9 protein-coding genes are annotated in these 16,107 nt (G+C 42.3%); 5 read left to right on the top strand and 4 right to left on the bottom strand.

What is annotated here, in order from left to right; translation table 11 throughout:
* Positions 1-216 precede the first annotated feature (216 nt).
* From ACXAH9_RS05530 to ACXAH9_RS05520, 3 genes are read left to right on the top strand one after another with little or no spacing between them, the layout of a single operon-like run.
* Positions 217-1,308: a putative type IX sorting system protein PorV2 gene (locus ACXAH9_RS05530; RefSeq protein WP_474893865.1), complete on the top strand. Its 1,092-nt coding sequence runs from the start codon at positions 217-219 to the stop codon at positions 1,306-1,308.
* Positions 1,295-6,262 (top strand): putative type IX secretion system sortase PorU2, encoded by a 4,968-nt coding sequence (gene porU2, locus ACXAH9_RS05525; protein WP_474893864.1) that lies wholly within the window; start codon positions 1,295-1,297, stop codon positions 6,260-6,262. The genes ACXAH9_RS05530 and porU2 overlap by 14 nt, the downstream gene beginning before the upstream one ends.
* Before the next feature lie 3 nt (positions 6,263-6,265).
* Entirely contained in the window at positions 6,266-6,940 is a 675-nt protein-coding gene (locus ACXAH9_RS05520; protein ID WP_474893863.1) for a phosphatase PAP2 family protein, read from the top strand.
* 1 nt (position 6,941) lies between these two features.
* On the opposite strand, the gene acs is transcribed toward ACXAH9_RS05520, so the two are convergent.
* Positions 6,942-8,843, bottom strand: a complete 1,902-nt coding sequence (gene acs, locus ACXAH9_RS05515) for an acetate--CoA ligase (RefSeq protein WP_474893862.1) — start codon at positions 8,841-8,843, stop codon at positions 6,942-6,944.
* 105 nt (positions 8,844-8,948) lie between these two features.
* Positions 8,949-10,409 (bottom strand): helix-turn-helix domain-containing protein, encoded by a 1,461-nt coding sequence (locus tag ACXAH9_RS05510; protein ID WP_474893861.1) that lies wholly within the window; start codon positions 10,407-10,409, stop codon positions 8,949-8,951.
* A gap of 104 nt (positions 10,410-10,513) precedes the next feature.
* On the opposite strand from ACXAH9_RS05510, the gene ACXAH9_RS05505 reads away from it, so the two are divergent.
* Both ACXAH9_RS05505 and ACXAH9_RS05500 read left to right on the top strand, forming a co-directional pair.
* Positions 10,514-12,400, top strand: coding sequence for a malate synthase (locus ACXAH9_RS05505; protein ID WP_474893860.1), 1,887 nt, complete (start codon positions 10,514-10,516; stop codon positions 12,398-12,400).
* Between the two features lie 10 nt (positions 12,401-12,410).
* Complete coding sequence (locus tag ACXAH9_RS05500) at positions 12,411-14,687, top strand: isocitrate lyase/phosphoenolpyruvate mutase family protein (protein ID WP_474893859.1); 2,277 nt, start codon at positions 12,411-12,413, stop codon at positions 14,685-14,687.
* 43 nt (positions 14,688-14,730) lie between these two features.
* Here the strand turns inward: ACXAH9_RS05500 and ACXAH9_RS05495 are convergent, their stop codons facing one another.
* Together ACXAH9_RS05495 and ACXAH9_RS05490 are read right to left on the bottom strand one after the other, a co-directional pair.
* Positions 14,731-15,027, bottom strand: a complete 297-nt coding sequence (locus ACXAH9_RS05495; RefSeq protein WP_474893858.1) for an SCP2 sterol-binding domain-containing protein — start codon at positions 15,025-15,027, stop codon at positions 14,731-14,733.
* A 3-nt stretch (positions 15,028-15,030) separates the two neighbouring features.
* Complete coding sequence (locus tag ACXAH9_RS05490) at positions 15,031-16,092, bottom strand: glutaminyl-peptide cyclotransferase (RefSeq protein WP_474893857.1); 1,062 nt, start codon at positions 16,090-16,092, stop codon at positions 15,031-15,033.
* Positions 16,093-16,107 lie beyond the last annotated feature (15 nt).

The following is a 16,107-nucleotide window of genomic DNA, read 5'->3' as shown; positions in this document are numbered from 1 at the left end:
GGTTTCAGTGCTATATACGTAAAGGTACTTTGTATGGCCAAGTACTAGACGAAAAATTCTACCAAAGGTTATATATTCTTTATATATCAATATTTATTATTCGATTTGTTATGTAAATGCAATTCATGCCTCTTTGTCGTTTATAAGCTAATATTCAACGAATGACGTTCACATCAATCGCTTAGCTATGGCTAAATTGCTGTTGATTCGAATCTTATGAGGTATCTGCTAGTCAGCATTTTGTGTTTAATAAGAAGTGTCGGTTTGGCCCAGACTGATGGCAGTACCCGAGATAATACCCCAAAGTACAGCAACGAATTTATGAATATTGGTGTGAGTGCCCGCTCTTTCGCCATGGGGTTTACCGGAATTTCTTTCATTGATGATGTTACCGCAGGTTATTGGAATCCTGCGGGGCTAAACAAAATGGAAAACTCTCATGAGCTGGCACTAATGCATTCATCTTACTTCGGGGGATTGGCAAATTACGACTATGCTGGCTTTGCTACGTCCGTTGACGATGAAAGCAAAATTGCTATTTCAATTATCCGCTTTGCCGTTGATGATATTCCAGATACCCGATTTCTGGTTGATGTAAATGGTTCGATCAATTATGACAATATTGAATTTTTTTCGTCAGCAGATTATGGATTCCTTGTCTCATATGCTCGGAAGTTGCCCTTTTTCGGAGGAATTGACGCAGGTGGTAATTTGAAAGTGATTCACAGAACTGTCGGCAACTTTTCCAAAGCATGGGGTTTTGGTTTTGATATAGGAGCGCAAAAACAAATTAAGCAGTGGAAACTGGGTTTTGTGGCCAGAGACATGTTAGGCACATTCAATGCCTGGTCTCACAATGCTGCTGAAGTCGAAGAAATTTATGCGCTTACAGGAAATGACGTGCCGGTAAATTCCGTTGAGATCACTTTGCCACGATTGATCATCGGCGGTTCAAGGGATTTTGTAATCACTGAAAAATTTGGTGTTATGGCATCTGTAGATTTAGATATGACCTTCGATGGAAAAAGGAATACACTTATCAAAACCAATCTTCTTTCTATTGATCCCAAGGCAGGTGTGGAATTTGATTATAAGAAATTGGCCTTTCTTCGATTTGGTATCAATCAATTTCAGCAGATCAAAGATTTTGATGGATCTACTTCATGGACCTTTCAGCCTAATTTAGGTGTAGGAGTAAATATCAAAGAGCTGACCATCGATTATGCATTGACAGATATTGGTGATTTGGCCCCTGGCCTTTTTTCACATGTTTTTTCAGTAAAAGTGGATTTCAATGTGGAGAAATAAACTCATAGCGATATTTATTCTCTGTGGATTCACCTCCCTCGGTCAGGTAGGAAATGAATGGATTGATTTCACTCAATCCTACTACAAACTAAAAATCGCTGAGGATGGATTTTACCGAGTCACTCAGGAGGAGCTTCAGGCCATCGGTTTTCCAATTGCAACTGTCCCATCTAATAGAATACAACTTTTTAGAAGAGGCGAAGAAGTAGCACTGAATGTAAATACAAATGGAGATGGAACCATAAACTATCTGGAATTCTATGGACAGAAGAATGATGGAACAAGCGATAGTCCACTTTATGAGGACGGTGATCAACCTCATATGCTTTATAACCTCTTCTCGGATACCGCGAGCTATTTTCTTACTTATAAGTTAGGCAGTGAAAATGGCAAACGGATGGCCTTTTCGTCAGACAAAAATACCACTGGGCTTTCTCCTGAACCTTATCACATCGAAGATACCATTCAGCTTTTTACTACGAATTACGCTCCAGGGGTCAGGTTCGGATCAGGCTCAGCATTCAGTCTTAGCAAGTACGACGATGGAGAAGGATGGACAGGGAATTTTCAATCTAAGAACGCATTCAAAGATTTTGATTTTAATCTGGTTAATTATGAATCGTCAGGAATAAACCCTGTGCTGGAAACAGTCATCATTGGTGGTAATAGTTTGAGTCATAATGTGGAAATCAGTATCGGGCCAAACACCAGCTCCCTGGGTGTTATGGATAATGTTGAATTCGATGGGTGGGGAAAAGAGTTTTACTCAGGTTCGGTAGCAAGTTCAAGCATTGGAGGCGGAGGTGAGTTTGTGGTACGAGCTACTGCGGTAGGCTATCCTGACATCTCAGAGCGAATCTCCATCGCCTACATGCGCCTGAAATACCCTCAAACGATTCAGGTAGGCTCAAACGAAAACAAGGTATTTACACTATCCAGTCCTGCAGGAGCAAAAGCCTGGATGCAAATTGCGACGACTAACGCATCAGGTACACGTGTATTTGATATTTCTGATCCTTATAACTCCATCCGAATTGCGACTACAAACTTTTCTGATCGAGTAGAGGCTGTAATTCCAGATGCTTCCGACGGACAGCAGGTATTAGCTGTCACCACCCCACTTTCAGTGCCAGTCATTGAGGCTGTCAATCTACCAAGCTACGATTTGTCTAATAAGGATTACTTAATTGTAACGCATCCTGATTTAAGAACCAATGGAGATCCGGTAGCCGACTATGAGAATTATCGGGAATCAATAGCCGGCGGTTCATTTAATGTTCAGATTGGTAATATTGATGATTTGTATAACCTGTACAGCTATGGTGATCCTTCGCCATTAGCCATTCGAAATTTCATCATTGACGCAAACAATCAAAACCCAATTGAAAATGTATTCATCATCGGGAAGGGGTTCACGCTGAATTATAACTATTACCGAGGCGCACAAACGGATGTAAACGTACCAACCTATGGGCTACCCGGCAGTGACCTCATGTTCACATTAGGAATCGATTCGAATCCTGATTTGCCAGGAATCCCAATCGGACGTATAAATGCCTTCACTACAGCAGACGTTACAGCCTATCTGAATAAAATAATGGAAATGGAAGCACTCCCTTTCGATGATCTATTCCGTAAGGACTTTCTCCAGCTGAGCGGAGGTATAAACCAACAAGAAATATCAAACTTCATCGGCATTGTACAGGAGTTTACAGATGTTCTTGAAAAAGACTTCATTGGTGGGCGAGCCTTTAATACAGGTAAGGAAACCAGTGAAGCAGTAGAGTATGTAGACGTAACAGATCGTGTAAACCAGGGGGTTGGGTACATCACGTTCTTTGGCCATTCCAGCGGTACTGTTACTGACATAGAAATTGGTCGTGTGAGTGATCCATCATTTGGGTTTTCCAATAAGGGCAAATACCCCATTTTCCTGGTTAATGGATGTAAGGCGGGGGAAATTTTTGGTACTAATTTCACTTTCGGAGAAGACTGGCTAAATACACCAGAATTAGGAGCAGTTGGATTTATTGCACATTCAGATGTTGCAATTGCTACCACACTTGAACGATGGAGCGATCTTTTTTACGAGCTTGGTTTTAGTGATGAAGTCTATATTGGTGAGTCGGTTGGAAACGTGATGTCAGAGGTATCTAAAAGATATCTGAGCCAGTATGGTGTGAGTGATATTAACCTCACGCAAATCCACCAAATGACTTTGCAGGGAGATCCAGCCTATCGAGTTTTTGGTGCCGACTACCCGGATTATCAAATTGATAATAATTCACTAAGCGCTTCAGCAATAGGAGCTCAAGAAATTTTATCAACTCAGGACTCTTTTAAAATTGACATGATAGTCAAAAACTTTGGACGTACAGTTCAGGACTCCCTGGTTGTGCAGGTAAATAGAACCTATGCCGACGGAGGTCAGGAGATTTATATTAAGGAATTCGAAAGACCACTGAGACAAGATACCTTATCATTTTATATTCCACTGGAGCCCATCCGAAACAATGATGGGCTGAACCTTTTCACTGTTCTGCTTGACCCTAAAGACTCTGTGCAAGAATTGAATGAAACCAATAATTCAGCTACTCTGGAGGTATCTATCTTCAGTGGGAATACGGTCAATCTCTACCCTATTGATAATGGAACCCAATCAAACTCGCAAGTTGAGTTCGTTTGGCAATCGAGCAACTTACTGGAAGATGAGCGGTCTTATAATTTGGAACTTGATACGCAACCAGATTTCAACGGACCTAACAATCGGCAATTCACAGTCTCTGGTGAGGTGCTTCTTTCTCAATCATTTGATTTCTCTGCTTTTTCCCTTCCTGATTCATCGACCATCTACTGGAGAACCCGGTTTTCAAACCCAGGTCCTGAGGAAACCAACGAGTGGGTGGTGTCTTCCTTTACGTTGATAAATAACATTGAGGAGGGCTGGGGGCAATATGATCCTGAACAGGTAGAGAAATCTGTGGTTACCGGCATTCAGTACAATCAATTGACAAACCGGTGGGAGTTTATTGAGACTACCACCCCTATAGACATTTTCACCTTTGGAGTGGATAATGCCACTTACACCTATGATGACATGGAGGCAATCATTGGTGGTTTAGACTTTTTTGTAACCTCTAATACCATTGACCCAACGTGCGAAACCAATACCTTCAACGCTATCGCTTTCGATAAAGAAAGTGGAGATCCTTATCGACCGATTGAAACAACTGAGATTGATGTTTTCAACCGTGAAGTGTGTGGACGCCTCCCTCAACGAATTTATCAATTTAGGGAGCAGGATATGTTAGGTGTAGAAAGAAGGCTTCAGGTCTTAGTGGATAACATGCGAGTTGGGGATCCAATCGTGTTGTTCAACATTGGAAATGTCGATTATTCCAATTGGGACATGGAAGTAAAGAACACGTTAAATTCTGTTGGCGTAGATTCTGATGCTTACGGTCTCGTTGACGGTCAGCCTGTAATCTTTTTTGGTAAAAAAGGTGATCCGCCTGGTTCAGCAATAGCAGTTACTAACAATGGCTCTGCCACTCCGGTTCGTGAGCAGAGTATTGACTTACAGGATGATGTAGAAGGAAAATTTGTAAGTGGCAAAATTAGAAGCAGACGAATCGGGCCTGCCAGAAACTGGGAGGAGTTTTCTTATAACGTCACGGAAGAAGTGAATGATAACATTACCATAGATGTATATGGTGTAGATCAGAATGGGAATTTAACCACGCTGGAATCCAGAGCGCGTGCGGAATCAATTGACATTGCCGCTACGGATCCTGTCTTGTATCCTCAGCTTGAGCTTTTATTTACTTTTAACGATGAGACCGATCAAACTCCATCGCAGTTGAATTTCTGGGAGGTTAATTATGAATATCCACCGGAAGGAATTCTCTTGCCAAACGGGAAAGAGCAGACCTCTGTATTGGAAGGAGCTGAAATCACACGAGATTTCTTCTTTTATAATCCGTCAAACATCAACTTCAATGACTCTCTCACCGTGATGGCTACACTGGTCAATCAACAAACAGGAAATATTGATGAATCAAATTTTAATATAGGCCCGCCAAATGTAGGAGATACCACTTCTTTCTCAGTTGCATTTCCTTCATTCAATATGGACGGTATGAATAGTATGGTTGTGGAAGTGATGCCAAATGAAAATGAGGCTTACTCATCTAACAACAGACTGACTTTAACCAACCTGATCGAGGTGCAGGCAGATGAAACCAACCCGATATTAGATGTCACTTTTGATGGGTATCACATTCTGGATGGTGATATCGTCTCACCGAATCCTAATATTGTAGTGAAAATGAGGGATGACAACCCGTTTGTGAATAAGTCTGACACGACCGGAATCAATATTTCCTTAAAACTTCCTGGGGAAAGTAGCCAGTTTCAACGGGTGAATTTTTCTGATCCCAGACTCACCTATACATTGGCTAATGAGACACAGGATTTTCAAATGGAATACCAGCCGGGCCCGCTGGACGATGGGATGCATGCGATTCGCATTCAGGCAGAAGATGAGTCAGGAAATGCCGCTGGTACAGAACCATATGAGATCAATTTTGAGGTTATCAATGAATCAACAGTTACGCATTTTTATCCGTATCCAAACCCGTTTTCAACGAGCTGTCGTTTTGTATTTACACTGACGGGTAGTGAAATTCCGGATCAGATTAGAATTCAAATCATGACCGTTTCAGGCAGAGTGGTCAGAGAAATCACTCAAGATGAAATTGGTCCCATTAGAATTGGAAATAACATTACCAGCTATGCATGGGATGGCAGGGATGAGTTTGGTGATCAATTAGCTAATGGAGTGTACTTCTACAAAGTATTTATTAACTCAAACGGAAATGCCCTGGAGCGCAGATCCACAAGTGCCGACCGGGCTTTTAAGCATGGATTCGGTAAACTGTATATCTTGCGTTAGCGCATGATTAATCGTTTAAGAAATACCAGATCGTTTTACATTTCCTACCTGTGTCTTTTTGGTCTTTCGGTCATTTTTTATTCCTACCAAAGTCACGGAGACTTTGTTATTTGGCTCAATAGTCTTCACAACCCTATTTGGGACTTTTTCTTTAAATACTGGACCTACACAGGAAGTGTCTACTTTTTTATAGCCGTTATATTGTTACTGGTCTTTCTTAAGAGACGGTATGGATTAATTCTATCCATGGTAGGAATTGGGGTTAGCCTTGTCTCGTCACTCTTCAAATTTGTTGTCTTCCCGGACACACCTAGACCATCTTTATTTTTTGAAGGACAGGAGATTTTATCGAAAGTAGAAGGTGTATATATGCTCGATTTAAATTCGTTTCCATCGGGGCATGCAATGGCAGCATTTGCATTAGCTACATTCATCGCACTCATACTCCAAAATAATAGCTACTCTTTGCTTTTGCTTACGTTGGCATGCCTAACAGCCCTTTCACGTGTTTACCTGGCTCAGCATTTCCTAATCGATATCATGGCCGGATCTCTCATAGGGATCATCATTGCTACCGCGTATTATATAGGATTTGAAAAATACCTTAACAATGAAGTTATCTCCAAAATAAATACACCTGATGAGGATCTGGACAAAATGAATCTAGATGAGGAGTAATCTATTTCAATCCAGCTCCTTCAATAATCTCTTCAACTACCTCAGGGTTTAGCAGTGTTGAAGTATCTCCCATATTGGAAATATCTTTACTAGCCACCTTTCTCAAGATTCGACGCATAATTTTACCAGATCTGGTTTTCGGTAAGCCTGGCACGATTTGAACCTCATCGGGGGTTGCAATGGGACCAATGATCTTTCGAACGGTTTCCTTGATTTCTTTCTTAAGGTTTTCCTCAGTTCTTCCTTTCATGTCGCAGATCACATATGCATAGATACCCTGACCTTTTACATCATGAGGAAAACCAACAACCGCTGACTCCACTACTTTAGGGTGTTCATTAATAGCGTTTTCCACTTCAGCAGTGCCCATTCTGTGCCCGGAAACATTGATCACATCATCCACTCTACCAAGGATTCTCAGATACCCATCATGATCTCTTTTCGCTCCATCTCCGGTAAAGTACATCCCTTTATATGTTGAGAAATAGGTTTGCCTGCATCGTTCATGATCACCATAAGTAGTTCGAAGCATGGAGGGCCATGGGAATTTGATGCATAAATTTCCTTCCACATTATTTCCATGCAATTCATTGCCTTCCGCATCTACAATAACAGGTTGAATCCCTGGAAGAGGAAGTGAGGCATGTGCAGGCTTATTGGGTGTAATTCCTGCCAACGCTGAAATCATGATCCCTCCTGTTTCTGTTTGCCACCAGGTATCTACCAGCGGACATTTACCTTTTCCAATGTGGTCATGGTACCAATGCCAGGCCTCCTCGTTAATGGGTTCCCCTACCGAACCAATTACCTTGAGCGATTCCAGAGAGTACGGCTCCAATGGTTCAAGGCCAAAAGCCTGTAATGCTCGAATAGCTGTAGGTGCAGTATAAAATTGATTGACCTTGTATTTGTCTACAATCTCCCAAAACCTTCCTGCATTTGGGTAGGTTGGTACCCCTTCAAACATCAGAGTAGTTGCTCCTGCGAGAAGTGGTCCATAAACAATATATGAATGGCCCGTGATCCAACCTACATCTGCCGTACACCAGTAAACATCACCTTGCGAGTACTGGAAGACATTGAGAAACGAATAATAAGAGTAGACCATGTACCCTCCACAGGTATGAACTACACCCTTTGGCTTACCAGTAGATCCAGAAGTGTATAGGATGAACAACATGTCTTCTGAGTCCATCTCCACAGCCTTAAACTCTTTATACTGACCTTCAATAGCATCGTGCCACCAAATGTCCCTCCCCTCTTTCATGTCTACTTTATCACCCGTTCGGTTTAGCACAATGACCTTCTCAATGGACGAGGTTTTTTCTAAAGCTTCGTCAACTACCGCTTTAACTGGGATTTGCTTAGCACCACGATAATTTCCATCTGAAGTCAAAACCACCTTTGCTTCACAGTCATTGATGCGATCGGCAAGAGATGTTGATGAAAAACCAGCAAAAACGACAGAATGAACAGCTCCCACCCGTGCACAAGCCAGCATTGCAATAGCAGCTTCGGGCACCATCGGCATGTAAATAATAACCCTGTCCCCTTTTTTTACTCCATTTGAAACCAGCGCATTTGAAAACTGGCATGTCATTTCATAAAGCTCCCTGTAGCTGATCACTTTATGTTCATCACCAGGTTCATTGGGTTCCCAAATGATTGCCGGGTCGTCCCCTTTGGTAAACAAGTGACGATCCAGAATATTTTCAGTGATATTTAGTTTGCCGTCAAGAAACCACTTTAGATCCGGGCCTTCAAAATCCCATTCCAGTGTTTTTGTCCACGGTTTCTTCCAATAAAAAGAATCAGCGATTCTTGACCAGAATTCCTCAGGTTGCAGAACGCTTTTTTGGTACTCATGAATATATCCAGAAAGTGTCTGTATCTTATTTCCCATCGTATCTTCAGTTTAAGCCTAAAAGGTAAAAAAGCTATTGTGTTTATTAAAACATAATCCAAGGAAGTAATAGCTGACGAGAAAAATGAAGCAGGTTATTTTCTATTATAACTTTTTAAGCTCGTATTCCAGATTTTCCTCCAGCTTATGCCTGTCGACGATAATAGGTGGTGCTACACGATGCTCGCAATCAGAAATGGAACATCTTTCACATGTAGTGTGCACGGTGCGTCTTCTCAGTTTGGGATCCTTGATAAAATTAAATGCTCCTCTCAGTGATTCATTCATTGAAAGTCCGATGGTCACACTGCTCCCATTTTGGTTATCAAAGCGACTGGGCTGTGCAATTGAAATACAGAAATAAGCATTGTCCGTTTGCCAATACTCAGAAATCTGAGCGTCAATGTAATATGGTTGCTTTTGTGTTTGGAGATTTTTTATACTGCTAATCGAAACCCATCTATGACATAAGTGCTCAGATAGTTGATTTTGATAGGGCTGATGCAATCCGGAAAGATGTAGCTCCTTGGTGATTTGATAATCAATCAGTCCTTCCCTCCCATCCAATCGAATGAAGAAAAGATTGTCAATGCCAAAATACTTTGGCAAAATGTTGGTCATCCGCTGGAGTAACGTCTCTGGTGTTACCTTATACTTGGAAATCAAGGACTGAATTAACTCCGGCTTCCATTTTGTGCTTACAGCAACTTTTTCTATCTCTTTTACAAAATCATCAGCCTCCATTAAAACAGCCGCACCGAAATAAGAAGCTTTGAAGTTGCTCAGGAGCTTCTCAAAGGAGGCTTCCTTATTGAGGTTGGTTTCGTAGGGACGTTCTGAAAGATTCAAATAGTGGAATCCAATCTCTTTGGCTAAAATGAATCGCTTTTGTTCATCGTTTAGATTCTCATTAAGGTAGAGCGTTTTTCTCTCAGAAGAATAATACGAACGGAACATCTTTAATTTATCATTCTTGACAAGGGTTTGGGCATCCAATTCTACAGAAAACTTCTTTTGAAGAATAGCTGTAAGCGATTCAATACTAGGCACTGCCGTCAACTTGGTCTCCTTATGAAATTCCTGAGCTGCAGATTCTAAGTCTTCAAAATAGTTTTCATGCATGTCCTGATAGCTCCGAAGCGCTACACGATAAAAATGTTCCTTTTCTATCTGATAGCTACGCACCATTTTAAGAATGGTGCTTATAAATGCACTAATCCGATCCGGAGCGTTACTGAATACATCAATGATTTTCTCAACATTGAAACCAAATTCTTCAGTCGGGAAGTATTTAAAAAAACCGGAGTTGAGAAGCTCAATGACTGGCAATAATTTTTTATCCGCCTTTGTGCTGATCAGGTCATCGTAATCCATACCAAACGCTGTGGCTAGAGCTCGAATCTTGTCGGGCTTGGGATATTTTTTTCCTTTTTCAATATCATTCAGATAGGAAACAGACAGCCCCGTTTGTTCAGAGAGCGCCTGATAGGATATCCCTTTTTTTAGTCTTAGATGCTTGATTTTGAAGCCCAAAATGAGCTTCACAATGTCATTATCTGAAATCATACCTGTGTTTGAAACGTCAAAGGTAATCAGCGAAGAGTAAAAAATATTATTAGCGGAATTTCCGCTATTAGATATATTTCATATATTTACGAAAAATTCATCTTATGTCATCTACACACATCACACCTGATTACCTGGCTGCATATTCAGATATTTATACTGACCGGGTTCTGAATACACTGGAAGCTCTCAGCCACCTGAATGCTGATCAAAAGGAACTCATGTCCGAGCGGAATGAGCGCAGAAAAAAGCGCATTGAAAATGGAACGCTTATTCAGTTTCCGGACGAGAAATCACAAATTGGTAACACTGGCTTATCTGTGGCGGATGCCAGAGCAGGTCGATTCAATGGCTCTGAAATACCGCATGATCTTCAACGACAATGGATACAGGGAACAGGACCGGCAGCAAAACCAAACGCCACACTTGAAAGTAGTATCAGGAATGTTGCCTATGCCCTGCTCTCGGGAGCAGATGGATGGATGTTTGATGGGGAAGATGCCTTGGGTCAAATCAAATCAATGTCTCTGGACAACCAACGAAACCTAAAGCTGGCAATTCATCAAGACCCTGTCTTCTTAAAAGCTGCCGAACAAGTAGCACAAGAGATGAACAACTGGTCAAAAGATTTTTTGGGTAAAACAATTGTCGATAATGTGCAGAAGCAATTGACTCTTACCACCATTATTTTCAGAGCCAGAGGACTTCATCTGGACGACCGTCACATTACCATGGAAAACGGCGACTCCTTTTCAGCTTCTATCACAGACCTCACATTGTATGTAGTAAATAATTATGAAGAGCTACAGCGGCAAGGCAGATCCATCGTGGTGTACTTGCCAAAGATTCAAACAGCAAAAGAGGCTGCCTTTTGGAACAAAATAATCACAGAGCTTGAAAATCATCTTGGTTTAGAGGTTGGAAGTATCAAGGCATATGTTCTGGTGGAGCAATTAGAAGCAACCTTCCAGCTAATGGAAATTAGGGCTGCATTAAGTCCGCATTTCGTCGGGTTTAATACCGGGCGCTGGGACTACATCAACAGTATGGCTGATGCCATGGCTGGTATTCCTGATTTTATCAACCCTAATATCGAAGCAATCAGCATGACCTACCCCTACATGGCTGCATACGAAGACCGGGTAAGGAAGGCTGTGAACACCCCTGATCAAAATGGAAATTTTGCACTCTGGCAGGGAGGCATGGAACCAAACATTCCTGTAGGCAGTGAAAAAGGAATTGAGTCAGGGATGGAAAAAGCACTTGCTGGTGCCAAAAGAGAACAAAGTGCCGGCGCATCCGGCAAATGGGTAGCTCACTGGAAGATGGTGCATATCATTCGGCCCGTTTGGGAAAAGGTTGGTGAGGATAATCAGCTAGGCAAGTCATTTGGGGAGCTTACATACACAGAAGAAGATCAGAAAAAACTAATCCAATTAGTGGATGCACCTCGTACGATCCGAGGAGCCAGAAATCTACTGAGTGTTGCACTGCAATACGGAAATGCCTTCTTACAGGGCTTTCAGGCAGCAGCACTCAAGCCGGCTGATTTCTTTATAGATGATGACATCCTGTACCTAATGGAGGATATGGCCACCGGAGAAATTCGTGTCAGCGTGCTATGGGAGTGGCTGCATAAGGAGGCCAAGCTTACAGAATCCGACCAATCTCCATGGTTATCAGCTGGTGATTCTTTTACTAAGAAAATATTCAATCAATTGCTAGATGAAGAGTATGAAAAACTCCTTCATGCCAATCATAAAGATGTTCATGAGGAGTCGAAAAAAACAACATTACCCATCTCTAAACTGATCGTTGAGAGGTTTGTCACTGACCCGGTGAAGGCCCCCTGGTTTATCGATTTGCTAAACCTGAACCTCAATAACGAAAACCTAAGTGTAGCTCGCGAACGAGTCGATACTTATTACAATGAATTTAAGGTGTCAGGTCAGCGCATTACTGCCAATCAGGACACGCTAGTAACTATTTAATTCTACAACTATGAAAAATGAAGCATCAACAATGAATGCGGCGGTATTGGAAGCAGAAGCTTTCTTCAACTCGCCCAGGTTTGAGGGGGTGAAAAGGCTGTATACTGCCAGGCAGGTAGCAGAGCAGCAAGGTACGATTTACAATGACTATTCGGTAGCCAAGGCAGCCGCCCATAATTTTTATGAACGATTGCGCGAACTATTCAACCAGAATAAGCCCATTACCACCTTTGGACCTTACTCGCCAAGCCAGGCAGTGATGATGAAACGCAGTGGAATTGAGGGCATCTATCTTGGTGGGTGGGCTACTTCAGCTAAAGGATCAGCCGACGAGGATCCAGGTGCTGATCTTGCAAGCTATCCCCTAAGTCAGGTTCCGAATGAGGCTGCTTCCATAGTACGTGCGTTGCTGGCTGCAGATAAGAATCAAACGTTCAGCAGATATAAATTAAATGAAGCAGAAAGGGAGGAAATCCCCATGATTGACTATTCCCCCTACATCATTGCAGATGCTGATACCGGGCATGGAGGTGATGCTCAGGTGAGAAATCTTATTCGAAGATTTGTGGAAGCCGGCGTTCCAGGCTATCACATCGAGGATCAAAAGCCCGGAACGAAAAAGTGCGGTCACCAGGGTGGTAAAGTGCTGGTTCCATGCGATGAGCAGATCAAGCGATTGAATGCTGCCCGATTTCAACTGGATGTAATGCGTGTTGAGGGGATCATCGTGGCACGGACTGACGCAGAAGCCGCTACTTTATTGGAGTCTATTAGCGATGAGCGCGACCAGCCTTTTGTTCTTGGGGCAACCAATCCAGACATTCCGTCCTACAAATCAGTGATCCTGGCATTACATGCAGCCTTAAGACAAAAGGGAGTGCCTGTGCATGGTCATGAACTGTATGCTGCCAGTCTTGTGAAAGAGGAGACAATACATTGGCTTGATCAGGTTGGAGTATTGGATTTCATTGACGAAAAATTGACCCAACTGCGTACGGATCATGCCTTTTTACTTGAGTCCCAGTTTGATGAAATACTGGCCAAAACTGTGGAAACATGGGAAAAAGAAGCAGCTGTGATGACTATGTCCGAGGCGGCACAGGAGGCAATCGAGCTTGGTTTAAAAGAAGGGTTAGAAGGTTCCATTCAGGAAGATTGGAAGGAATCCTTGAAAGGGATGTCATTTCAGGAGATCAAAGCCTTTTGTTCATCTCTCGGCATTTCATTCAACTGGGATTGTGAGGTAATGCGATCTCCTGAGGGCTACTATCAGGTACGAGGGGGCATCCCTTTTGCTATTGCAAAATCATTAGCAGTAGCACCTTTTGCTGATATTTTATGGATGGAAACCAAAACTGCTGACTTGGAGGATGCCAGACAATTCGCAGAAGCTATCCATGAGGTGTATCCTAATATGATGCTGGCATACAATCTTTCTCCTTCTTTCAATTGGGATTCCACCGGAATGACCGAGGAAGAAATGAAGGTCTTCCCTGAGGAACTGGGCAAAATGGGATTTGTATTCAATTTCATTACCTACGGAGGGCATCAAATAGATGGGCTGGCTGCCGATGAATTTTCAAACTCACTATTGTCTGAAGGCATGGTGGCTCTTGCCAAAGTGCAGCGAAAATTCAGGTTGCTCGACTCTCCATATAAAACCCCACAATCTCATGTGGGCGGTCCACGCATGGATGGAGCGCTAGCAGCCTCCTCTGGCAGAACAGCCACTACAAAGGCCATGGGCAAAGGATCAACGCAATTCCAGCATCTTGTAAATACTGAATTACCGGTTAAGGTTGTGAATGAATGGGTGCAAAGCTGGGCTAAAATCAATGAAGTACAGGGGGAATTTAAGGTAAAACTAAGACCTCAAAATCCAGGATCCAATGTACTGGAATTGCTTGTTTTGAAAGATGAAAAGGTGATCAGCAATGTCATTTTTAGCTCTTTGATGGATCGAAACAAACAAACCATTTTGTCTATTCGGGATCAAAATACGCTGGAGCCAAAGTATAGAAAGAAGCGCCTAATGACGCTGCTGCACATCTTCCTTTTGAACCGATTTAAATCCAATGTAGTGCACTACCTCACACCGACGGAGGATAACGTGAAACAATGTGAGGGAATGGCTCGCAGAGGAATCTATAAAAATGTCCATGAAGAGATCGGTCAACTAATCGTGGCGGAAGTGGATACCAAATCTGTCACTCAATATGTTGATGAGCCGGAACAGATCGATAAACTACTTGAAATCAAGCTTGAAAAGGTTGTCGATATTCCATAAAGCAAAAGCACCCGGAATATCCGGGTGCTTTTTTATTCTTTTCTTAAAAAAGTGCTGTCAGCTTCATAGCAGCACCTTTATCTCCTTCAATCTTCAGCTTTCCGGTCATAAATGCCATCATTACATTTAGCTCACCACTTAAAATCTTGTTGAAATTGTCAGCGGACATTTTGATGGCAAAGGGTGCCTCTCTTTCCTCATTGACCACCACTGTTGGTGAAACCGTATCATCCAGGTGGACCACCCCCTCGTCAAATTTAAAATTTGCCTTACCCTGAAACTGGCCACTGTGCTTATCAGCTAGCTTTTTAATTTTCCCGGTTATTTCTTCTAAAGTCATCTCTTATATTGGTTTAGGTTGAAAAGTCACTTCAAATAGTTTTGGCCACCACTTTCCGGTTACGAAAATACGGCCCGTTTCCGCATCATATGCAATACCGTTAAGGACATCCGCGCTTTGTGCTTCCTCTTCAGTGAGGAGTCCCGTAAAATCAATTTTTTGTAGCACTTCTCCTGTTGCCGGATCAATCACCACAATGTAATCTTGCTGATATACGTTGGCATAGATAAGTCCGTCGATTACCTCAAGTTCATTCAGCGCTTCAATTTTTCCTGTATTGTCAAAAACCTCTAATTCTCGCTGGATGGTAAAACTAGTTGGCTCCATAAAATAAAGCTTCTCAGTCTCATCAGTCATCACCAGTTCATCACCTAGAGTGGCCAAACCCCAACCCTCCATTTGGTAGGTAAAGGTTCGGACTTGATTCAATTCGCTATCGTAAACAAAACCTTTTCCAGAAGTCCAGGTGAGTTGATAAAATTCATCATTCAACACTGCCAGCCCCTCGCCAAAAAGGTCTGATGCAAGATTTACAGCTTTTTTGGTTGCTCCGGTTGTGATGTCCTTCTGTTTTAATGTTGATTTTCCGCGCTGACCTGTACTCTCATATAAAAAACCATCCTTTATGAGTAAACCTTGTGTGTAATCATCGGTATCATGCGGGTAGGTATTCTCAACCCTGTAGGTTAATTCTTCAGGAGCACTTTCCGGAAGTACAATTATTTTTCGGTAATGCGTTTCAGAACTCCCGCCACTGTAGGCTTTTATCAACAACCTCCACGTTCCAACCTTCCGGTCAGGTATTGTGATATTAAAAGAAGACGTTTTAAAAGTAGACAATAAGTCCCCTACAGTTACTACCACAGAATCAAGTGGAAATTCCTCATTTGTAGACAAGGATATACCGATTTCCGTTCCCCTTGTGAAGCTTTGATTTTGAGTTGGCTGTTCTACTGAAGTGTTTTTTCTTACTCTCGGAGAGGTCGTTTTTTCAGTTTCCCGCTTGCCTTCTTTGCATGCAACAAATACCAGCAAGACCAGAAACACATAGCTTAGTCTGATCATGCCATAAAATTAGCA

The organism is Ekhidna sp. ABH4_415 (assembly GCF_056161305.1).
The sequence above is the reverse complement of the archived record's forward strand: the minus strand, read 5'-3'. Positions and strand labels throughout refer to the sequence as shown.